Annotated in this window: 16 protein-coding genes; 8 read left to right on the top strand and 8 right to left on the bottom strand. The window is 72.4% G+C overall.

Features of this window, described 5'->3' with window-relative positions:
* Positions 1–111: 111 nt before the first annotated feature.
* On the top strand, positions 112–360 hold the full coding sequence (locus tag AB0J21_RS02020; protein ID WP_363143804.1) for a WhiB family transcriptional regulator: 249 nt from the start codon (positions 112–114) through the stop codon (positions 358–360).
* Between the two features lie 120 nt (positions 361–480).
* Here the strand turns inward: AB0J21_RS02020 and AB0J21_RS02015 are convergent, their stop codons facing one another.
* Positions 481–1,464, bottom strand: coding sequence for an acyl-ACP desaturase (locus AB0J21_RS02015; protein WP_363143803.1), 984 nt, complete (start codon positions 1,462–1,464; stop codon positions 481–483).
* Between the two features lie 204 nt (positions 1,465–1,668).
* Positions 1,669–2,082, bottom strand: a complete 414-nt coding sequence (locus AB0J21_RS02010; protein ID WP_363143802.1) for an SsgA family sporulation/cell division regulator — start codon at positions 2,080–2,082, stop codon at positions 1,669–1,671.
* Between the two features lie 265 nt (positions 2,083–2,347).
* Here AB0J21_RS02010 and AB0J21_RS02005 point away from each other — a divergent pair, with 265 nt between their 5' ends.
* A complete protein-coding gene (locus AB0J21_RS02005; RefSeq protein WP_363143801.1) occupies positions 2,348–3,046 on the top strand; it encodes an endonuclease V in 699 nt (232 codons plus the stop codon).
* A 12-nt stretch (positions 3,047–3,058) separates the two neighbouring features.
* Here AB0J21_RS02005 and AB0J21_RS02000 read toward each other — a convergent pair whose 3' ends face one another.
* Positions 3,059–3,508 (bottom strand): DUF523 domain-containing protein, encoded by a 450-nt coding sequence (locus tag AB0J21_RS02000; RefSeq protein WP_363143800.1) that lies wholly within the window; start codon positions 3,506–3,508, stop codon positions 3,059–3,061.
* A 141-nt stretch (positions 3,509–3,649) separates the two neighbouring features.
* On the opposite strand from AB0J21_RS02000, the gene AB0J21_RS01995 reads away from it, so the two are divergent.
* The 3 genes from AB0J21_RS01995 to AB0J21_RS01985 all read left to right on the top strand — a co-directional run bounded on the left by AB0J21_RS01995 (position 3,650) and on the right by AB0J21_RS01985 (position 8,303).
* The gene (locus AB0J21_RS01995) at positions 3,650–4,801 is read left to right on the top strand and encodes a CaiB/BaiF CoA-transferase family protein (RefSeq protein ID WP_363143799.1); all 1,152 of its coding nucleotides are present in this window, start codon (positions 3,650–3,652) and stop codon (positions 4,799–4,801) included.
* Positions 4,802–4,834: 33 nt separating this feature from the next.
* Entirely contained in the window at positions 4,835–6,049 is a 1,215-nt protein-coding gene (locus AB0J21_RS01990) for an acetyl-CoA C-acetyltransferase (RefSeq protein WP_363143798.1), read from the top strand.
* Positions 6,050–6,116: 67 nt separating this feature from the next.
* Entirely contained in the window at positions 6,117–8,303 is a 2,187-nt protein-coding gene (locus AB0J21_RS01985) for a 3-hydroxyacyl-CoA dehydrogenase NAD-binding domain-containing protein (protein WP_363143797.1), read from the top strand.
* Positions 8,304–8,390: 87 nt separating this feature from the next.
* On the opposite strand, the gene AB0J21_RS01980 is transcribed toward AB0J21_RS01985, so the two are convergent.
* Positions 8,391–9,170 carry a MerR family transcriptional regulator gene (locus AB0J21_RS01980; RefSeq protein WP_363143796.1) on the bottom strand — a complete coding sequence of 260 codons (780 nt, stop codon included), beginning with the start codon at positions 9,168–9,170 and terminating at the stop codon, positions 8,391–8,393.
* A gap of 121 nt (positions 9,171–9,291) precedes the next feature.
* Between AB0J21_RS01980 and AB0J21_RS01975 the strand changes: the two genes are divergently transcribed.
* The 3 genes from AB0J21_RS01975 to AB0J21_RS01965 all read left to right on the top strand — a co-directional run bounded on the left by AB0J21_RS01975 (position 9,292) and on the right by AB0J21_RS01965 (position 13,463).
* Positions 9,292–10,248, top strand: coding sequence for a helix-turn-helix domain-containing protein (locus AB0J21_RS01975; RefSeq protein WP_363143795.1), 957 nt, complete (start codon positions 9,292–9,294; stop codon positions 10,246–10,248).
* A 108-nt stretch (positions 10,249–10,356) separates the two neighbouring features.
* On the top strand, positions 10,357–11,355 hold the full coding sequence (gap, locus tag AB0J21_RS01970) for a type I glyceraldehyde-3-phosphate dehydrogenase (protein ID WP_363143794.1): 999 nt from the start codon (positions 10,357–10,359) through the stop codon (positions 11,353–11,355).
* Between the two features lie 986 nt (positions 11,356–12,341).
* Complete coding sequence (locus tag AB0J21_RS01965) at positions 12,342–13,463, top strand: glycoside hydrolase family 76 protein (RefSeq protein WP_363143793.1); 1,122 nt, start codon at positions 12,342–12,344, stop codon at positions 13,461–13,463.
* A gap of 84 nt (positions 13,464–13,547) precedes the next feature.
* Here AB0J21_RS01965 and AB0J21_RS01960 read toward each other — a convergent pair whose 3' ends face one another.
* The 4 genes from AB0J21_RS01960 to AB0J21_RS01945 form a co-directional block, all read right to left on the bottom strand.
* Positions 13,548–16,595: a glycoside hydrolase family 38 C-terminal domain-containing protein gene (locus AB0J21_RS01960; RefSeq protein WP_363143792.1), complete on the bottom strand. Its 3,048-nt coding sequence runs from the start codon at positions 16,593–16,595 to the stop codon at positions 13,548–13,550.
* Positions 16,596–16,645: 50 nt separating this feature from the next.
* Positions 16,646–17,548 carry a carbohydrate ABC transporter permease gene (locus AB0J21_RS01955; protein WP_363143791.1) on the bottom strand — a complete coding sequence of 301 codons (903 nt, stop codon included), beginning with the start codon at positions 17,546–17,548 and terminating at the stop codon, positions 16,646–16,648.
* Entirely contained in the window at positions 17,548–18,396 is an 849-nt protein-coding gene (locus AB0J21_RS01950; RefSeq protein ID WP_363144079.1) for a sugar ABC transporter permease, read from the bottom strand. Before AB0J21_RS01950 ends, AB0J21_RS01955 begins: the two co-directional genes overlap by 1 nt.
* Before the next feature lie 101 nt (positions 18,397–18,497).
* Positions 18,498–19,871 (bottom strand): extracellular solute-binding protein, encoded by a 1,374-nt coding sequence (locus AB0J21_RS01945; protein WP_363143790.1) that lies wholly within the window; start codon positions 19,869–19,871, stop codon positions 18,498–18,500.
* Positions 19,872–19,999 lie beyond the last annotated feature (128 nt).

The raw sequence follows: 19,999 nt of genomic DNA, 5'->3' as shown, positions 1-19,999 counted from the left end.
ATGGCGTACCGGCGGGACGGGGCTGTGCCGGAGCGCCGGGGCGCCGTCCGTGAGACGCGGCGTTGATGCTTCGTTGAGCGTCTGTTTCGCCGTACGCGGCAGCATCCCCGTATGTACTTGGACATCGCGGCCGCACCGGAGCCGGGCTGGCAGGAGGGCGCCCTGTGCGCCCAGATCGGGGCGGAGTTCTTCTTCCCGGAACCCGGCAGCTCGGTACGGGAGGCCAAACGGATCTGCCGTTCCTGCGTGATCCGCCGGGACTGCCTGGAGTACGCGCTGCGGCAGGACGAGCGCTACGGCGTGTGGGGCGGACTCTCGGAGAAGGAGCGCAAGCGGCTGCGCAGCCTGCGCCAGGGCTGAGCCGCCGGCCTCGGGCCTTCCGGCGCCGGCAGGCCACGCCGTGCGGCACCCGGGCGAAAGGCCCTCCCCGGTCCGGGACCGAGGAGGGCCGTGCCGGTGCGGCACAGGTCGTGCGCGGACCTAACGGGCCGCCGCGCGGGCGGCCATCCTGGCCTTGCGGGCGGCGAGCTTCTCGTCGAAACCGGCCGCCTGCGCGTCGAGCCCCCCCATGAACAGGCCCAGCTCCTCCTGGGCCGCGAGGCCCTCGGGCCCGAGGCCGTCGATCTCCATGACCTTCAGGTAGCGCAGCACCGGCTGGAGTACGTCGTCGTGGTGGATGCGCAGGTTGTAGACCTCGCCGATCGCCATCTGGGCCGCCGCGCGCTCGAAGCCGGGCATCCCGTGCCCCGGCATCCGGAAGCCGACCACGACGTCCCGCACCGCCCGCATCGTGAGGTCGGGGGTCAGCTCGAAGGCGGCCTTCAGCAGGTTCCGGTAGAAGACCATGTGCAGGTTCTCGTCGGTCGCGATCCGCGCCAGCATCCGGTCGCACACCGGGTCGCCCGACTGGTGCCCGGTGTTGCGGTGCGAGACACGGGTGGCCAGCTCCTGGAAGGCGACGTAGGCCACCGAGTGCAGCATCGAGTGCGCGTTGTCCGAGGTGAAGCCCTCGCTCATGTGGGCCATCCGGAAGCGTTCCAGCTCGTCCGGGTCGACGGCGCGGGAGGCGAGCAGGTAGTCGCGCATCACGATGCCGTGCCGGCCCTCCTCCGCCGTCCAGCGGTGCACCCAGGTGCCCCACGCGCCGTCGCGGCCGAACAGGGTCGCGATCTCGTGGTGGTAGCTCGGCAGGTTGTCCTCGGTCAGGAGATTGACGACGAGGGCGATGCGCCCGACGTCGGTGACCTTCGACTGGCTCTTCTCCCAGGGCTCGCCGTCCTCGAAGAAACCGGGGTAGTTCCGCGCCTCGCCGAAGGGCACGTACTCGTGCGGCATCCAGTCCTTGGCGACCTGGAGATGCCGGTTCAGCTCTCTTTCGACCACTTCCTCCAGGGCGTACAGCAGGCGCGCGTCGTTCCAGTCGGACGAGGTGCCGGGGGCCGAGCGGGGGGAAATGATCGTCACGGAGTCTCCTGGGGAAGGGAGGGTGGGGACAGGGGGAGCGGTCGCCGGTCGCCGCGCTCCGGTGCGCGGGTACCTACGGAATCGTAGGTTACGAGACCGTAGGTTAAATGTGCCGTAAGAGCCGGCCTCCGCGCGCGGAGGTGCGGCCCCCTCTCCGGCGTGTTTTCCGCCGGCCTGTCTCTCGCCTTCCCCGGACGGGGATTCTCAGCCGTTGCCCATCAGCTCCGCGAGGCAGCGGTCGAGGTCCACCGGCAGCAGTTCGGCCCCGCGCGGCGCGAGGGCGTCCGTGCGCCGCAGGAAGAGGCGCAGTTCCGCGCTGTGCAGATGGACCACCGCCATGCCCTCCGGGGCGTGGAACTCAAGGACGGTGCGCTCGTAGCCGTAGGGCCGCACGCGCACGTCCCCGAGCCCGGCGGGCGTCCGCAGTCCCTCGGACAACAGGTCGCGGGCGAAGGCCCAGGTCACCTCGGTGCCTTCGAGGGTCGCCGAGGCGGGGAAGTCGATGCGTACGGCGTAGGGGTCGCTCAGGTCGTAGCGGAGGGTGGCCTCGACGGTCGGCATGGCGGCGGCGGTGGCCACCACGCGGGCCCTGACGGCTTGTTCGATGACAGTGGACAAGGAACCTGCTCCCTCGCTGGTGACGGGTCCGGGCGACGTCTGGTGCGACACGGCTGTGGACGCGGGTAGAACGGTCCGGGCACTTGTTCAGACGCCGGAATGAGGGATTCAGTGCGCGAAACCCCCTAGTGAGCTGCGTCACCGTCGACTTTTTCCGGAGTCGAGCCTTCCGTTTCCTGCCCCCGAGCGGTCCGCCGCCTGTCCCGAGCCGTCCGCTGTCGCACCCCGGGCGGCGCCGGGGGGCCACCGTCTACAGTCGTGTGCCGTGGCGAACAACGAGGATGTCGAGGGCCGGCCCGGGACCGAAGAGGCGGCGCGCCGGACGCAGGACCTGCTGCGCGAGCGGCTCGTCCTGGACGAGGCCGGGCCCCCGCCCGGCCGGGGCCACGTCACGGGGGTGGACGTGGCCTACGACGACGCACGCGACCTGGTCGCCGCCGCGGCCGTCGTCCTCGACGCGTCGAGCCTCGCCGTGGTGGACACGGCGACCGCCGTGGACCGCGTCTCCTTCCCGTACGTTCCCGGGCTGCTCGCCTTCCGCGAGGTGCCCGCCGTGCGTGCCGCGCTCGACCGGCTGTCCGCCGACCCCGGGCTCGTCGTGTGCGACGGCTACGGACTCGCCCACCCGCGCCGCTTCGGGCTCGCCAGCCACCTCGGCGTCCTGACCGGGCTGGCGACCATCGGTGTCGCGAAGAACCCGTTCACCTTCACCTACGAGGCCCCGGGCGAGGAACGCGGCGCCGCCAGCGCGCTGCGCGACGAGGCGGGCGAGGAGGTGGGCCGCGCGCTGCGCACCCGTACCGGCGTCAAACCGGTCTACGTGTCCGTCGGTCACCGCACGAGCCTCGACACCGCCTGCGCGCACACCCTCGCCCTGACCCCGCGCTACCGGCTGCCCGAGACCACCCGCAGGGCCGACGCCCTGTGCCGGCAGGCGCTGCGGGAGGCCGTCCGGTCCGGGTGACGGCCCGCCCGTTCAGACGCCGGGCGCGCGGCGCACCGCGATGCCGTGCCGCTCCAGCAGCGCCGCCGTGACCCCGTCCCCCTCGACCAGCGTCCCGTCGAAGGAGCCGTCGTGCACCGCGCCCCGGCCGCAGGACGGGCTGCGCGGCATCAGCACCGCCTCCGCACAGCCCTCCCGCAGCGCCCTCGCGAGCGCGAGCCGGGCGCCCGCCACGAAAGCCTCCGTCACGTCGCGGCCGGTGTCCTCGATCACGCGGGCGGTGCCGTCGAGCACGGCGTGGCCGTCGCCCCCGGACAGTTCGGCGCGGCGGCGCGGGGTCGGCAGGCCACCCGCCTGTTCCGGGCAGAAGGGCACGGCCCGGCGCCCCGCGAGCAGTCCGGGCAGCCCCGCGGCCGCCTTGTCCCGCCCGTCGAAACGGCACGGCACCCCGCGCAGGCACGCGCTGACCAGTACGGCGTCCACGAGCCCACGGTAGCGCGCAGGACCGGGCGGGGCCGCGGCCGGACGACACTTCTGAGCGCTCGCTTTCCCGGGGCTTGTGCCGGGCCCCCGGCGTTCATAGCATCGCCGGTGTTACATCAGTTGTGTCACAACGCTGGGGGCATGGTCGGAATGACAGCAGCAAGCGCGCACGGGCCCGGGAGCGGCCCCCTGACCGGGGTGCGCGTCGTGGAACTCGCCGGGATCGGGCCCGGCCCCTTCGCCGCGATGCTCCTCGCCGACCTCGGCGCCGACGTCGTCCGCGTGGACCGGCCCGGCAAGCAGGCCCTCGGCATGGACCCGGCCCACGACCTCACCAACCGCGGCAAGCGCTCCGTCCTGGTCGACCTCAAGTCCGGGGACGGAGCCGAGCAGGTCCTCGCGCTCGCCGAACGCGCCGACCTCCTGATCGAGGGCTACCGGCCCGGCGTCGCCGAACGCCTCGGCATCGGTCCCGGGCCGTGCCTGGAGCGCAACCCGCGCCTCGTCTACGGGCGGATGACCGGCTGGGGACAGGAAGGGCCGCTCGCCGGACGCGCCGGACACGACATCGCCTATCTCGCCCCCACCGGCGCCCTCGGCCTCGCCGGGCGCACCGACGAGCCCCCGGCCTTCCCCGCCAACCTCCTCGGCGACTTCGCGGGCGGCTCCCTCTACCTCGTCGTCGGCCTGCTCTCCGCCCTGCGCCACGCCGAGCGCACCGGCGAGGGACAGGTCGTGGACGCCGCGATCGTCGACGGCGCCGCCCACCTCACCACGATGCTGCACGGCATGATGGCGGCCGGCGGCTGGCAGGACCGGCGCGGCACCAACCTCCTGGACGGCGGCAGCCCCTTCTACGGCTCCTACGAGACCGCCGACGGGCAGTACATGGCGGTCGGCGCGCTGGAGAAGCAGTTCTACGCCGAGTTCATCCGCCTGCTCGGCATCGAGGACACCGCCCCCGGCCGCACCGACTTCGGGCGCTGGGAGGAACTGCGCGCCGAGATCGCCCGCGCCTTCAGGACCCGCACCCGCGCCGAGTGGACCGAGGTCTTCGCGGACTCCGACGCGTGCGTCGCCCCCGTCCTGTCCCTGCGGGAGGCCCCGCACCACCCCCACCTCGCCGCGCGCGGCACCTTCACCGAGACGGACGGCGTCCACCAGCCCGCGCCCGCGCCCCGCTTCTCCGCGACCCCCACCTCCCCGCCCGGCGCCCCCGCGCTGCCCGGCGCGGACAACGCCTCCGTCGCCGCGGACTGGGAACTGCCCCACCTCGCCGCCCCCTCCGCCTGACCGCGAACCACCCGGCCGAGAAAGGCTGTTGTTGTGACCACAGAAGCGTATGTCTACGACGCGATCCGCACCCCGCGCGGACGCGGCAAGGCGAACGGCGCCCTGCACGGCACCAAGCCCGTCGACCTCGTCGTCGGTCTCCTGCACGAACTGCGCCGCCGGCTGCCCGGACTCGACCCGGCCGCGATCGACGACATCGTGCTCGGCGTCGTCAGCCCCCTCGGCGACCAGGGCTCCGACATCGCGCGGATCGCGGCCGTCGCCGCCGGACTGCCCGACACCGTCGCCGGGGTCCAGGAGAACAGGTTCTGCGCCTCGGGCCTCGAAGCCGTCAACATGGCCGCCGCGAAGATCCGTTCGGGCTGGGAGGACCTCGTCCTCGCGGGCGGCGTCGAGTCGATGTCCCGGGTGCCGATGGCCTCCGACGGCGGGGCCTGGGCGATGGACCCGATGACCAACCTCGACACCGGCTTCGTCCCGCAGGGCATCGGCGCCGACCTCATCGCGACCATCGAGGGCTTCAGCCGCCGCGACGTGGACGAGTACGCGGCCCTGTCCCAGGAGCGGGCCGCCACCGCGTGGAAGGAGGGCCGCTTCGACAAGTCCGTGATCCCCGTGCGCGACCGCAACGGACTCGTCGTCCTCGACCACGACGAACACCTGCGGCCCGGCACCACCGCCGACAGCCTCGCGAAGCTCAAGCCCTCCTTCGCCGACATCGGCGAACTCGGCGGCTTCGACGCCGTCGCCCTCCAGAAGTACCACTGGGTCGAGAGGATCGACCACGTCCACCACGCCGGCAACTCCTCCGGCATCGTGGACGGTTCGGCGATCGTCGCGATCGGCAGCGAGGAGGTCGGGCAGCGGTACGGACTGCGGCCACGCGCCCGCGTCGTCTCCGCCGCCGTGTCCGGCTCGGACCCCACCATCATGCTCACCGGCCCCGCGCCCGCCTCCCGCAAGGCCCTCGCCAAGGCCGGGCTCACCGCCGCCGACCTCGACCTGGTCGAGATGAACGAGGCCTTCGCCGCCGTCGTCCTGCGCTTCGCCCGCGACATGGACCTCCCGCTCGACCGGATCAACGTCAACGGCGGCGCCATCGCCCTCGGCCACCCGCTCGGCGCGACCGGCGCGATGCTGCTGGGCACCCTCGTGGACGAACTCGAACGGCGCGAGCTGCGCTACGGACTCGCGACCCTGTGCGTGGGCGGCGGCATGGGCGTCGCCACCGTCGTGGAACGCCTCTGACCGCACGGCGTCCCCCGACCGCACGGCGCCCCGCCCGCCACCGGAACCCCAACGGAGCCCCTCCACCATGAGCGACACCCACCGCGCCCCCGCCGTCCGCTGGGAGCAGGACGAGACCGGCGTCGTCACCCTCGTCCTCGACGACCCGGACCAGTCCGCCAACACCATGAACGCCGCCTTCCGCACGGCGATCGAGGCGGTCGCCGACCGCGCCGAGGCCGAGGCCGAGCACATCCGCGGCATCGTCTTCACCTCCGCCAAGAAGACCTTCTTCGCGGGCGGCGACCTGCACGACCTGCTCGCCGTCCGCCCCGAGGACGCCCAGCGCTTCTTCGACGAGGCCCAGGCCCTCAAGCGCGCCCTGCGCCGCATCGAGACCCTCGGCAAACCCGTCGTCGCCGCGATCAACGGCGCGGCCCTGGGCGGCGGTTACGAGATCGCCCTCGCCTGCCACCACCGCGTCGCCCTCGACGCGCCCGGCTCCAGGATCGGCCTGCCCGAGGTCACCCTCGGCCTGCTCCCCGGGGGCGGCGGCGTCACCCGCACCGTCCGCCTCCTCGGCATCGCCGACGCCCTCCTCAAGGTCCTCCTCCAGGGCACGCGGTACACGCCGCGCCGCGCCCTCGCGAGCGGGCTCGTCGACGAGATCGCCGACAGCCCCGGGGAACTGCTCGCCAAGGCCCGCGCCTTCATCGACGCCCACCCCGCGTCCCGGCAGCCGTGGGACACCCCGGGGTACCGCATCCCCGGCGGCACCCCGGCGCAGCCGAAGTTCGCCGCGAACCTGCCCGCCTTCCCCGCCACCCTCCGCAAGCAGACCTGCGGCGCCCCCTACCCCGCGCCGCGCGCGATCATGGCGGCGGCCGTCGAGGGCTCCCAGGTCGACCTCGACACCGCCCTGACCATCGAGACCCGCTACCTCACCGAACTGGCCACCGGGCAGACCGCGAAGAACATGATCCAGGCGTTCTTCTTCGACCTGCAGGCCGTCAACTCCGGTGCCGCGCGCCCCAAGGACGTCGCCCCGCGCACCGTCCGCAGGGCCGCCGTCCTGGGCGCCGGGATGATGGGCGCGGGCATCGCCCACGCCTGCGCCCGCGCCGGGATCGAGGTCGTCCTCAAGGACGTGAGCGAACAGGCTGCCGCCAAGGGCAAGGAGTACGCGCGCGAGCTGCTCGACAAGGCCGTGCGACGCGGGCGCACCACCGAGACCGAGCGCGACGCGCTCCTCGCCCGGATCACCCCGACCGCCGACCCGAAGGACCTCGCGGGCTGCGACGCCGTGATCGAGGCCGTCTTCGAGAACACCGCGCTCAAGCACCAGGTGTTCCAGGAGGTCCAGGGCCTCGTCGCCCCCGACGCCCTGCTGTGCTCGAACACCTCGACCCTGCCCATCACCGCGCTCGCCGAGGGCGTCGAGCGGCCCGCCGACTTCGTCGGGCTGCACTTCTTCTCGCCCGTCGACAAGATGCCGCTCGTCGAGATCATCAAGGGCGAGCGTACGGGGGACGAGGCGCTGGCCCGCGCCGTCGACCTCGTACGGCAGCTGGGCAAGACACCCATCGTGGTCAACGACGCGCGCGGCTTCTTCACCTCGCGCGTCATCGGGCAGTTCCTCAACGAGGGCGTCGCGATGGTCGCCGAGGGCGTCGAGCCGTCCTCCGTGGAGCAGGCCGCCGCGCAGGCCGGCTACCCGGCCAAGGTCCTCTCCCTCATGGACGAGCTGACGCTCACCCTGCCCCGCAAGATCCGCGAGGAGACCCGCGCGGCCGTCGAGGCGGCGGGCGGCACCTGGACCCCGCACCCCGCCGACGCGGTGATCGACCGCATGGTCGAGGAGTTCGGCCGCCCCGGACGCGGCGGGGGAGCCGGCTTCTACGACTACACCGCCGAAGGGGAGCGCGCCGGACTCTGGCCCGGACTGCGCGAGCACTTCACCCGGCCCGGCACCCGTCTCCCCTTCCGCGACATGCAGGAACGCATGCTGTTCGCCGAGGCCATCGACACGGTGCGCCTCCTGGACGAGGGTGTCCTGACCTCCGTCGCCGAGGCCAACATCGGCTCGGTCCTCGGCATCGGCTTCCCCGGCTGGACCGGCGGCGTCCTCCAGTACGTCAACGGCTACGAGGGCGGCCCGGCCGGGTTCGTGCGCCGCGCCCGCGAACTGGCCGCCGCCTACGGGGAGCGCTTCACCCCGCCCGCCTCCCTCGTCGCCAAGGCCGAACGGGGCGAGCGGTACACCGACGCGGCCTGAACCGCCGGGCCGGGACGGACCACCCGGCCCCGGACCGGACGGGCGGGCTGCGCGGGCCTCGCCCCCGCAGCCCGCCCGGGGCACTGTTCAGCCCGCCGTCCCGCGCCGCCCGGTCTCCCGCCCCCCGTCGCCCGCCTCCCCGAGCGCGCCACGCAACTCGGCGCTCAGCGAACGCTGGAAGGCCGTCAGGAGGGCCTGGAGCACGATCGGCTGCATGTGGGCCGACAGCGAACGCGCCTCACCCGCCGGCGCCTCGCCGACCTCGTCCTTGAACAGCGTGGCCAACTCGTGGGCGGCGCGCGCCGCGTGCTCCAGCAGCAGGGAGCGCGCGGAGCGGATCGCCTCCAGTGACAGGGGCAGGTCGAGCAGCCGCACGCCGAGCCGTACGAGCCCCGTGTCGAGCGCGTACCGCCGCGCGTCCGCCCCCGCCCCCGCGGAGTCCGGCGGCAGGGGAGTGAGGACGCCCATCGCTTCCAGCCTGCACAGATCGTCCTCCGTGAGCTTCCTGCCGACCTGCTCCTCGGCCTCCGCCCTGGAACACTCGCTGGTGCCGTCCGGCAGCCAGGAGGCCACCACGGCCCGGTGGACGGCGAGTTCGTGCGCCGTGGTGCCCTCGGGCAGGCGCCCCACGTACCGCTCGATCGCGGCGAGCGTCATCCCCTGGCGTTGCAGGTCCTCGATCAGCGCGAGGCGCCCGAGGTGGTCCTCGCCGTACTGCCCGACCCGGCGCGGACCGATCCGGGGCGGCGGCAGCAGGCCCCGGGTGCCGTAGAAGCGGACGGTGCGCACCGTGACCCCGGCCCGGGCCGCGAGCTCGTCGACCGTGAACGCCGGCCCGGCCGCCGCGGTGTCCGTCTCGCTCGTCATGCCCTCACCCGCGCCTCTCCGACCGCCACCCCGCACCACGTCCTCGGTGGAACAGTATTGCTGTCTCACCAGTGGTGTGAAAGAGACGGGAGGCACGCGGACGGCGACGTACCCTTTGCCCGTGCCCGCCTCACCCCCGCATCACGTCGCCGTCCTCGTGCTCGAAGGCGCGAAGCCCCTCGACGTCGGCATTCCCGCGCAGGTGTTCACGACCCGCGCGAGCATGCCCTACGAGGTGCGGGTGTGCGGCGCGGCCCCCGGTCTCGTGACCGGCGGCGACGGCCTGGCGTACCACGTCGCCCACGGCCTCGACGCACTCACGTGGGCGGACATCGTCTTCGTGCCCGGCTACCGGCACCCGGACCGCGAGGACCCGCCGCGGGCGGTCCTGGACGCGCTGATCGCCGCCCACGAACGCGGCGCGCGGCTCGCCGCCATCTCGACGGGGGCCTTCGCGCTCGCCGCCACCGGCCTGCTCGACGGCAGGCGCGCCACGACGCACTGGCACTACACGCGGGCACTCGCGGCGAAACGACCGCTCGTCCAGGTCGACGCGAACGTCCTGTTCGTCGACGAGGGCAGCGTCCTGACCTCCGCCGGCGCCGCCTCGGGCATCGACCTGTGCCTGCACGTCCTGCGCGGCGATCTGGGGGTGTCCGCGTCGAACCACGCGGCGCGGCGCCTGGTGGCGGCCCCCTACCGCAGCGGCGGTCAGGCGCAGTACGTGCCGCGCAGTGTGCCCGAGTCGCTCGGCGAGCGGTTCGCCGCCACCCGGGAGTGGGCGCTGCACCGGATCGGCGAGCCCCTCGCCCTCGACGTGCTCGCCCGACACGCGGGGGTGTCGCCGCGCACCTTCTCGCGGCGCTTCGTCGAGGACACCGGGTACACGCCGATGCAGTGGGTCATGCGCGCCCGCGTCGACGTGGCCCGCGAACTGCTGGAGCGTTCGCAGCGGAGCATCGAGCAGATCGCCGCCGACGTCGGCCTCGGCACCGGTGCGAACCTGCGGCTGCACTTCCAGCGCATCCTCGACACCACACCGAGCGAGTACCGGCGCACCTTCACCCAGGGGCGGTAGCACCACCTGGCGGGATCCTTGCGGACCCTGGCGATCACGCCGCTGTCACCGGCGGACCGCGAGCGGGAACCTGGTGGTGAAGCCGCAGGGACACAAGGAGCACCACTCATGACTCGCATCGCCATCAACGGATTCGGCCGCATCGGACGCAACGTGCTGCGCGCACTGCTCGAACGCGACAGCGACCTGGAGGTCGTCGCCGTCAACGACCTCACGGAGCCCGCGACCCTCGCGCGGCTGCTCGCCTACGACACGACGGCGGGCCGGCTCGGCCGCCCGGTCACGGTCGACGGGGACGCTCTCCTCGTCGACGGCCGGCGCATCTCCGTGCTCGCCGAGCGCGAACCGGCGCGGCTGCCGTGGGCCGAGCACCGCGTGGACATCGTGCTGGAGGCGACCGGCCGCTTCACCTCGGCCGAGGCCGCCCGCGCCCACCTCGACGCGGGCGCGAGGAAGGTACTGATCAGCGCCCCGGCGACCGGCGCCGACGTCACCCTCGCGTTCGGGGTCAACAGCCACACCTACGACCCGGCCGCGCACACGATCGTCTCCAACGCCTCGTGCACGACCAACGCCCTCGCGCCGCTGGCCGCGGTGCTCGACGAACTCGCCGGTATCGAGCACGGCTTCATGACGACCGTGCACGCCTACACGCAGGAGCAGAACCTGCAGGACGGCCCGCACCGCGACGCCCGCCGCGCCCGTGCGGCCGCCGTGAACATCGTGCCCACCACGACGGGCGCCGCCAAGGCGATCGGCCTCGTGCTGCCCCAGCTCGACGGCAAGCTGTCGGGCGACTCGATCCGCGTGCCCGTTCCGGTGGGATCGATCGTCGAACTCAACACGACCGTCGCCCGCGACGTGACGCGCGAGGACGTGCTGGCGGCGTACCGCGCCGCGGCGGACGGGCCGCTCGCCGGGGTGCTGGAGTACTCGCAGGACCCGCTCGTGTCCTCCGACATCACGGGCAATCCGGCCTCCTCGATCTTCGACTCGGCCCTCACCCGCGTCGACGGCCGCCACGTCAAGGTGGTCGCCTGGTACGACAACGAGTGGGGCTTCTCGCACCGCGTGATCGACACGCTCGAACTCCTCGCGGCCGGCTGAGCGCAGAACGGGCGGCCCACCCTCCCGGGCGGCGCCGCCCGGCACCTCCTGTCCACGGCGCTCGGCGGGGCCGGTCGGTGTCGGAGCCCGCGGCTACGGTGGTCGCCATGGACGGCAGAGACCCGCACGGCTTGCTGGAGGCCCAGTACGCGGCGGCCGAGGCACGCCAGGTCACCGACCGCCTGGCGGCGTATCGAGACGTGACTGGACCGGCACGCGCCGGGCACACCGGCCGTGTTGCGGAGAGGCGCGACCGGGCCCGAGATCACCGGAGATGGCCGACCGGCTGAAGGCACCCTCGCTCCTGCCCGGCGAGCGGCCCGGGCTGCTCAGCCTTCCCGCCCTGACGTGGAGCCGGCCGGCGGATCCCGACGGGCGGCGCGGTGGCAGCCCTTCACCGGGAGCTGACGGCTGAGGTCCGGTCGCCCTGCCCCGGCGGCCGACGAGCAGAAGCCTCGAAGCCTCCGAAAGCCGTTCGGGCCAGGCGCTGTTGACACGGGCACTGCTCCGGCGACCGACGCGGGCCGCCCGGTCGGCCCGACGCGCGCGCCGAGAACCGCCCCGGTCCGGACCGTTGACGTGCTTACCACCCCTGGCTAGCGTCGAAGAGCGCTCTCCGCGTGTGGGGGAGCCGTACGGGGATGACCGCTGACAGGAAAGAGCCGCCCGCGACCTCCCCGGGGACACCCCAGGACCGACCGGTTGTGGCGAACCGGTCCGCGAGGCGCCCCTACCGCCTCCGCGTCCCGCCGTGTCCCGGTCCATCCGGAAAGCCCCCGTGGCCCCGGGACGACAGCTGTACCGCGTCGAACGGCCGGTTATGACAACGTTGTCCGTTCGCCGCGCGCACGGCCGCGCCCCGGCCGGGGAGCGAAAGGAGCGAGCCGCACCGATCACCACCCGCCCCCACACGCGGCGCGCGACCACCGGACCCCCGACCTCATCCCGGCGACCGCCCGAGCGGCGGACGCCCGGACTGGAGAGTGATGAAGTCCTTCCCCCACAAGAACCAGCACAGGAACCCGCTCAAGTTCTCCCGCAAGAGCACCCTCGCCGCCGCGACCGCCGTCGGCGGACTGGTCCTGGCCTTCCTGCCCCTCAGCGCGTCCGCGGCGGGACCGCAGGCCGCCGCCGCCGACACCCGGGCCTCGGCCGCCGCCGCGGGGCTCATGACCATGTACGACAGCGACACCGCCCTGTTCGACGGCAACGGCTGGTGGACCTCGGCCAACGCCGTGACCTCCCTCATCGACCACATGCGGGTGAGCGGCGACTCCGGCTACGAGTCGGTGGTGTCCGAGATCCACGACCGCAACATCGACGCGCAGGGCGGCAACTTCACCAACGAGTACCTGGACGACACCGGATGGTGGGGCCTGGCCTGGGTCGACGCCTACGACCAGACGGGAGACACCAAGTACCTGGACACCGCCCGCGCCGACGCCGACCACATGGCCGAGTACTGGAACGACCAGTGCGGCGGCGGGGTGCAGTGGAACGAGACGAAGGCGTACAAGAACGCCATCACCAACGAGCTGTACCTCCAGCTCACCGCGGCCCTGCACAACCGCATCGACGGCGACACCCAGTACCTCGACCGCGCCAAGGCGGAGTGGAACTGGTTCAGCGGCAGCGGCATGATCAACGGCTCGAAGATGATCAACGACGGTCTCGGTGACGACTGCGCCAACAACGGGCAGACCGCGTGGACCTACAACCAGGGCGTGGTACTCGGCGGGCTCACCGAACTGGCCCGGGCCACCGGCGACAACGGCTACCTCGACACCGCCAGGGAACTGGCCGACGCCTCCACCACCTCCGGTGACATCACCGCCGACGGGGTGCTGCGCGAGCCGGGGGAGGGGGAGTGCAGCGGTGACGGAGCCTCCTTCAAGGGGGCGTACGTGCGCGGGCTCGGCGCGCTCAACTCGCGGCTGGACGACCACCCGTACACCGGCTGGCTCGACCGCAACGCCGACGCCGCCTACGCCAACGACCGTACCGACCAGGACATCTACGGTTCGCACTGGAACGGCCCGTTGACCTCCTCCAACCACAGTTGCCAGCACAGCGCGCTCGACCTGCTGAACGCGGCCACCCAGAAGTAACCGGTACCCCTCAAGCACGCGGCGGGCCGGGGCGGTGGTGCACCACCACCGCCCCGGCCCGCCCGGTGCTCGCTCGCCGCGCCGTCAGCCCCGCCGGGTCAGCCGCAGCGTGAGGATCTGGAACGGCCGCAGCGTCAGCCGCAGTTCACCGTCCACCGCCTCACAGGCGTCCTCGTCCCCGCCGTCGAGCGGACGCTCCAGCAGGTCCGTCACCCCTGCCGTGCCGAACGCGAAGCCGGGGGTCAGGGTCGCCCGGGCCCGCGCGCCGTGCGCCTCGTGCAGGCGCACCACGACGTCCCCGGAACGGTCGTCGGCCAGCTTCACGGCCGTCACCACCACCGCCTCCTGGTCCACGCGTACCAGCGGCGCCACCTCGGCCGTGCCCGGGACGGTGCGCTCGGGCAGGTTGAGGTGGTGCCCCTCGCGCACCGCGTCCGGGACCGAGGCACCGATCACGAGCGCGTACCGCAGCCGGTGCTCGCCCTGGTCGGCCTCCGGGTCGGGGAAGCGCGCGGCGCGCAGCAGCGAGAGCCGCACCGTCGTGGTCGTCCCGCCGTCGGCGCGCACATCGCGTGTCACGTCGTGTCCGTATGTCGAGTCGTTGACCAGCGCCGCGCCCCAGCCCGGTTCGCCCACGTGCAGGAAGCGGTGCGCGCAGATCTCGAACTTGGCCGCGTCCCAGCTGGTGTTGGTGTGGGTGGGCCGCTCGACGTGCCCGAAGGGGATCTCGGCCGTGGAGTGCGCCGCCCGCAGGTCGAACGGGAAGGCCGCCTTGAGGATCTTCTCCCGCTCGCGCCAGTCCACCAGGGTGTCGACGTCGAGTCGCCGGGCGCCCTCGCGCAGGCTCAGGGTCTGCTCGATCCGCGAGTCGCCGAAGCTCCGCACGACGCGGACCGCCCCCTCGTGCACCGTGACGGAATCGGCCTGTGTCAGGTCGCGCACCGTGTTGCGGTAGAAGACGTCGAGGTCCCAGGCGTCCCATTCGTTGGGGAAGTCCTGGTGCAGTTGCAGCAGGTTGGCCCGCTCCCCGGGCGCGAGCGCCTCCCGGTCGGCCGCGAGGTCACGGGCCGAGGTGATCAGCCCCTGACCGTCGACCACCACCCGCACCAGCCCGTTGTCGAGGACGAAGCCGTCCCCCTCGGCCCGCGGCGTCACGAGGGCCGGTTCCGCCGCACGCGCCACGGCGCCCATCGCGGGCACCCCGGCGCGGCCGTGCGGGGCCCCGTTGAAGACCACCGTCCCGGCGCCGCCGCCCGCCAGCACCCGCTGGGCCCGCTCGGTCAGATCCGCCAGCTCGGCGAGCACCCGGACATAGGTCTCCTCCGCCTCCCGGTGCACCCAGGAGATCGAACTGCCCGGCAGGATGTCGTGGAACTGGTGCAGCAGGACGGTCTTCCACAGCCGGTCGAGCGCGTCGTGCGGATACTCCGTCCCGGCCCGTACGGCGGCGGTGGCCGACCACAACTCGGCCTCCCGCAACAGGTGTTCGCTGCGCCGGTTGCCCTGCTTCGTGGCGAGCTGACTGGTCAGGGTGCCGCGGTGGAACTCCAGGTAGAGCTCGCCGGACCACACCGGGGCGTCCGGGTACTCGGCCTGCGCCCGGGTGAAGAACTCCGCGGGCGGCTCGATCGCGACCCGGGGCGAGCCCTCCAGGTCGGCGAGGCGCTCGGCCCGGGCCAGCATCTCCCGGGTGGGGCCGCCTCCGCCGTCCCCGTAGCCGAACGGGACCAGGGAGCGGTGGGTGCGCGCCTTCTCCTTGAAGTTCCGCTCGCTGTGCGCGACCTCCGCGCCCGACAGATCGCTGTTGTACGTGTCCACGGGCGGGAAGTGGCTGAAGATGCGGGTGCCGTCGATGCCCTCCCACCAGAAGGTGTGGTGCGGGAAGCGGTTGGTGGTGTTCCACGAGATCTTCTGCGTGAGGAACCAGCGCACCCCGGCGAGCTTCATGAGCTGGGGGAGGGCGGCGTTGTACCCGAAGGTGTCGGGCAGCCACATGTCCTGCGTCTCGACGCCGAACTCCTCCAGGTAGAAGCGCTTCCCGTACACGAACTGCCGCGCCAGCGACTCGCCGCCGGTGAGGTTGGTGTCCGGCTCGACCCACAGACTGCCGGTCGGCACGAACTGGCCGCCCTTGGCCTTCTCCTGGGCCCGCGCGTACACCTCGGGCCGCTCACGGCGCAGCCAGTCCAGTTGCTGGGCCTGCGACATGACGAACCGGAACTCGGGGTGCTCGTCCATGAGGTGGGTGACGTTGGAGACGGTGCGGGAGACCTTCCGTACCGTCTCGCGCAGCGGCCACAGCCACGCCGAGTCGATGTGCGAGTGGCCGATCGCCGAGATCCGGTGGGCCCGGGCGCTCGCGGGGGCGGAGAGCGCCGGGGCGAGCAGCGCGCGGGCCGCCGGGGCGCTGCCCGTGACGTCCTGGAGGTCGAGCGCGTCCAGGGCGCTCTCCACCGCTTCGAGGATCTGCCAGCGACGCGTGGAGTGCTCGGGCAGTTCGGGCAGCAGCCCGCCGAGCACGTCGAGGTCCTGGACGAGGGCGAAGACCTCGCTCTCGAACACGGCGAGGTCCATCCGGCGCAGCCGGTACAGCGGCTCACCCGGCTCGGCCTGCTCGTCGCTCAGCCACGGCGCCCGGTCGCCGGCGGCGGTGCGCGCGAAGCTCAGGTCGGGGGAGTCGTGCATGACGACCGGGTTGGCGGCGGCCTCCACGTACAGCACGATCTCCTGCCCGCCCTCGGCGCGGTCGGCGACCGGGACGTAGGAGTTGCGCGGGTTGAGGGCCTTGAGCGGGGTGCCGTCGGGGCGCAGCACGAGCCCCTCGGCGGAGAAGCCCGGGGCGTCCGTGTCGAAACCGATGTCGAGGACGGCTTCGAGGCGGCGCCCGGCCCACTCCTCGGGGACGACGGCCGAGACCCGGAACCAGCTCGTGGACCAGGCCGGGCCCCAGCGCTCGCCGACCCTCGTGGGCTCGTAGGGCGCGGCGAGTCCTTCGGCGACCGGTACCGGTTCGCCGGGCACGTGCCACACCTCGACCGACAGCGGGATCGAGGGGCTGTGCACGGCCGGGCGCAGCCGTTGCTCGCGTATCCGCGTGAGGCGTTTGGTGATGACGGTGGGATCGCTGTGCATGCCAACTCCGGGGGAAGGGTGGTCGGGTGACCGGTGGGGACGCGGCGGGTTCAGCCCTTCAGGGCCCCGCCCAGGGCGAAGCCGCCGCCGAGCTTGCGGGCCAGCACGAGGTAGAGCACCACGACCGGCACCGAGTAGACGATCGAGAAGGCCGAGAGCTGCCCGTACTGCGTCTGGTCGTGCGCGCTCAGGAAGGTGAAGACGCTGACGGAGGCCGGGAGTTTTTCCGGCGAGAGCAGCAGGATGAAGGGGACGAAGAAGTTCCCCCACATCCCGATGAACGTGAAGATGGTGACGACGATGACGCCCGGCCGCATGAGCGGCAGGACGACGCTCCACAGGATCTGCATGGCGTTGGCCCCGTCGGTGCGCGCCGCCTCCTCCAGCACGACGGGCACCCCGTCCATGAAGGACTTCATGAGCCAGATGCCGAAGGGCAGCGCGGACGCGGCGAGGAAGAGGGTCGCGGCCGGCATCGAGTCGATCAGCTCGACCTGAACGAACATGCTGTAGACCGGGATCATGATCGCGGTGATCGGCAGGCCCGTCGTGAACAGGATCGTGTAGAGGAAGGGCCGGCGCAGCCGCGAGCGGAACCGCGACAGCGGATAGGCGGCGAGGACCGAGCACACCACGCACAGCAGAGTGCCGCCGCCGCACAGCAGCAGCCCGTTCAGGATCGGGCGGAAGGTCGTGTCCGCGTCCAGGACCTGCGAGAAGTTGTCGGCGGTCAGGTCCGGGGCGGACAGCCGGAAGCTCGCCGAGGAGTCGACCGAGGCCGCCAGCATCCACAGCAGCGGCACCACGAACAGGGCGGACACGACGAGGAGTACGAGGTTGACGGCCGTCCGGCCGGCCCGGCGCCGGGGCCTGCGGCCGGGGGCGCGGCCGCTCGGGAGGGCCGGGGCGGGGGCCTCGGCCTCGGCCGCGGGCGGGCTGTCGGCGAGGGCCATCAGTTCTCCTCGATCTTCAGCAGGCGGATGTAGACGACGGAGAACAGGGCCCCCACCACGAGCAGGACCAGGGCGACGGCCGTGCCGTAGCCGATCAGGCTGTTCTGGAAGGCCTGCTTGTACATGAAGATGGGCAGGGTCTGCGACTTGTTGTCGGGGCCGCCCGAGGTCATGGTGTAGATGAGGCCGAAGACCGACAGCGTCTGGAGCGTGACCAGCATGAGGTTGGTCATGACCGAGCGCCGGATGACGGGCAGCGTGACGTGCCACAGCCGTTTGAACGGCCCGGCCCCGTCCATCTCCGCCGCCTCGACCAGTTCCCTGGGCACGTCGTTGAGCGCCGCCGAGTACACCATCATCGAGAAGGCCGTGCCGCGCCACACGTTGGCCAGGCACACGGCCAGGATCGGCAGCGAGTACAGCCAGTTCTGCTGCGGCAGGTGCAGCGCGTCGAGGATCGCGTTGAGCGAACCGCGCCGGAAGAAGAACGCGTACATCATGTACCCGGCCACCACCTCCGGCAGCACCCAGGCGGCGAGCACCACGGTGCTGGTCAGGGAGCGCACCGGCTTGGACGCCTTCTCCATGAGCACGGCGAGCGCGAGCCCGAGCGTGTTCTGCCCGACGATGGCCGAGCCGACGACGAAGACCAGCGTCAGGACGACCGAGTCGAAGAACTCCGGGTCGTCGAAGGCCCGGGAGAAGTTGTCCAGGCCCACGAAGTGCGTGGCGGTCGTCCCGCTGAGCTGCATGTCGGTGAACGCGTAGTACACGCAGTACGCGATCGGCCCGGCCAGGAACACCACGATGAGGAGCACGGAGGGCAGCAGCGGCAGGCCGCGCAGCAGCCCCGAGCGTGCCGGGCGCCGCCGCCCGGACGGCGGCCGCGCGTGCGGACCGCCTCGCGCGCCGCCCTCGTCCCGCTCGTCCACCGCGAGGACGGCGCCGCTCACCGGGTGCCCCGGACGGTCTTGCCCTCGCCCACCGCGGACTTGACGGCGCCGTCGTAGGTGGCGGCTGCCTCGGCGACGGAGCTCTTGCCGGTGGTCACGGCCTCCATGGCCTTCTGGACGGCGCTGGACACCTGGGGGTAGACGGGCAGCCCGGGGCGGTAGAAGGTGTGCGGCACGAGCGCGCTGAAGAACTTGTTGGTGGGCAGCGCTTCGAGGTACCCCGGGTCCTTCGCGACGTCCTCACGCACCGCGATGGTGGCGTTCACGCTGTTCCACTCGGCCGAAGCCGACTTCGTCTGAAGGGACTTCATGAACTTCCAGGCGAGATCCGGGTTCTTCGCCTTGGACGGGATCGACCAGGCCCAGCCGCCGGACATGCTGACCTTGCCGGAGCCCTGCCCGTTCTGCGTCGGCATCGCGGCCGTCCCCATGACCGACTCCCACTGCGCCCAGGGCTTGGGGCCGGTACGGATCCAGCTGTTGGGCATCCACGAGCCGTCGATGTCCATGCCGAGCTTGCCCTGCGGGAGCAGTTCGGTGGCGACCGAGGCAGCGAAGTTGGAGCCCAGGGCGTCCTGGACGGAGGGGCCGAGCTTGTCGCCGTAGACGGTGCGCACGAACTGGAGGGAGTCCCTGAACCCCTTGCTGCCGACGACCCACTTGCGGCTCTTGGAGTCGTACAGCGAGTCGCCCGCCGCGGGTGTCCCGTACAGCAGCATCTCCAGACCCTGCATGGTGGACTGCTCGCCGCCCGCCGTGCCGGTGAAGAGGTTCATCGGCGTCACGCCGGGCGCCTTCGCCTTGATCTTCCGGGCCGCGTCGAGGATGTCGTCCCAGGTCTTCGGCTGCCAGGGAACGGGTATCCCGGCCTTCTTGAAGATCTCCTTGTTGTACCAGATGCCGCGTGTGTCGGTGTTGTCCGGGACGCCGTAGGTCTTGCCGTCGGCCGCGTACTTCATCGCGGCCTTCGCGGGGGCCGCGTACTGCTTCCAGTCCGCCCAGGACTTCAGGTAGCCGTCGAGCGGCTTGAGGTATCCGGCGCCCACGTCGGAGCTGATGGTCGCCGTGTCCTCGTACACCAGGTCCGGCGCCGTCGCGGGGGAGCGCATCATCAGCTGGATCTTCGTCATGTAGTCGCCCTGGCTCGCCGTGACGGGCACCAGCTCGACCTTCTTGCCCGGGTTCGCCTTCTCGAACTTCTTGACCTTGTCGGCCAGGTAGTTGGGCTGCACCTTGTTACTGCTGTTGAGCTGCTTCTGGTAGACGACCTTGATGGTGTCGCCGGAGCCGCCCGATCCGGAACCGCAGGCCGACGCCCCCGCCACCAGGGCGAGCGTCAAGCCGGTGGCCATGACAAGTCTCGTGCGCACGTTGAACCTCCACTGAAAGGGCCCGTCCGGCCATGGGAGAGGCGGGCCCCGCAGGGCCCGTCACGGGGCGAAACCCCCTCGTCCCAGGGGGGTTTCGGCCCACGCATGTCGGCGAAGCTAAATCCAAT

The organism is Streptomyces sp. NPDC049954 (genome assembly GCF_040656295.1).
In the GTDB taxonomy this organism is placed as follows: Bacteria; Actinomycetota; Actinomycetes; order Streptomycetales; family Streptomycetaceae; genus Streptomyces.
The sequence above is the reverse complement of the archived record's forward strand: the minus strand, read 5'-3'. Positions and strand labels throughout refer to the sequence as shown.

Coding starts and splice junctions, on each gene's coding strand:
- AB0J21_RS01985 (WP_363143797.1), top strand. CDS start 6,117: ATGAGCGACACCCACCGCGCCCCCGCCGTCCGCTGGGAGCAGGACGAG.
- gap (WP_363143794.1), top strand. CDS start 10,357: ATGACTCGCATCGCCATCAACGGATTCGGCCGCATCGGACGCAACGTG.
- AB0J21_RS01980 (WP_363143796.1), bottom strand. CDS start 9,170: ATGACGAGCGAGACGGACACCGCGGCGGCCGGGCCGGCGTTCACGGTC.
- AB0J21_RS02020 (WP_363143804.1), top strand. CDS start 112: ATGTACTTGGACATCGCGGCCGCACCGGAGCCGGGCTGGCAGGAGGGC.
- AB0J21_RS01955 (WP_363143791.1), bottom strand. CDS start 17,548: ATGGCCCTCGCCGACAGCCCGCCCGCGGCCGAGGCCGAGGCCCCCGCC.
- AB0J21_RS01960 (WP_363143792.1), bottom strand. CDS start 16,595: ATGCACAGCGATCCCACCGTCATCACCAAACGCCTCACGCGGATACGC.
- AB0J21_RS01995 (WP_363143799.1), top strand. CDS start 3,650: ATGGTCGGAATGACAGCAGCAAGCGCGCACGGGCCCGGGAGCGGCCCC.
- AB0J21_RS01965 (WP_363143793.1), top strand. CDS start 12,342: ATGAAGTCCTTCCCCCACAAGAACCAGCACAGGAACCCGCTCAAGTTC.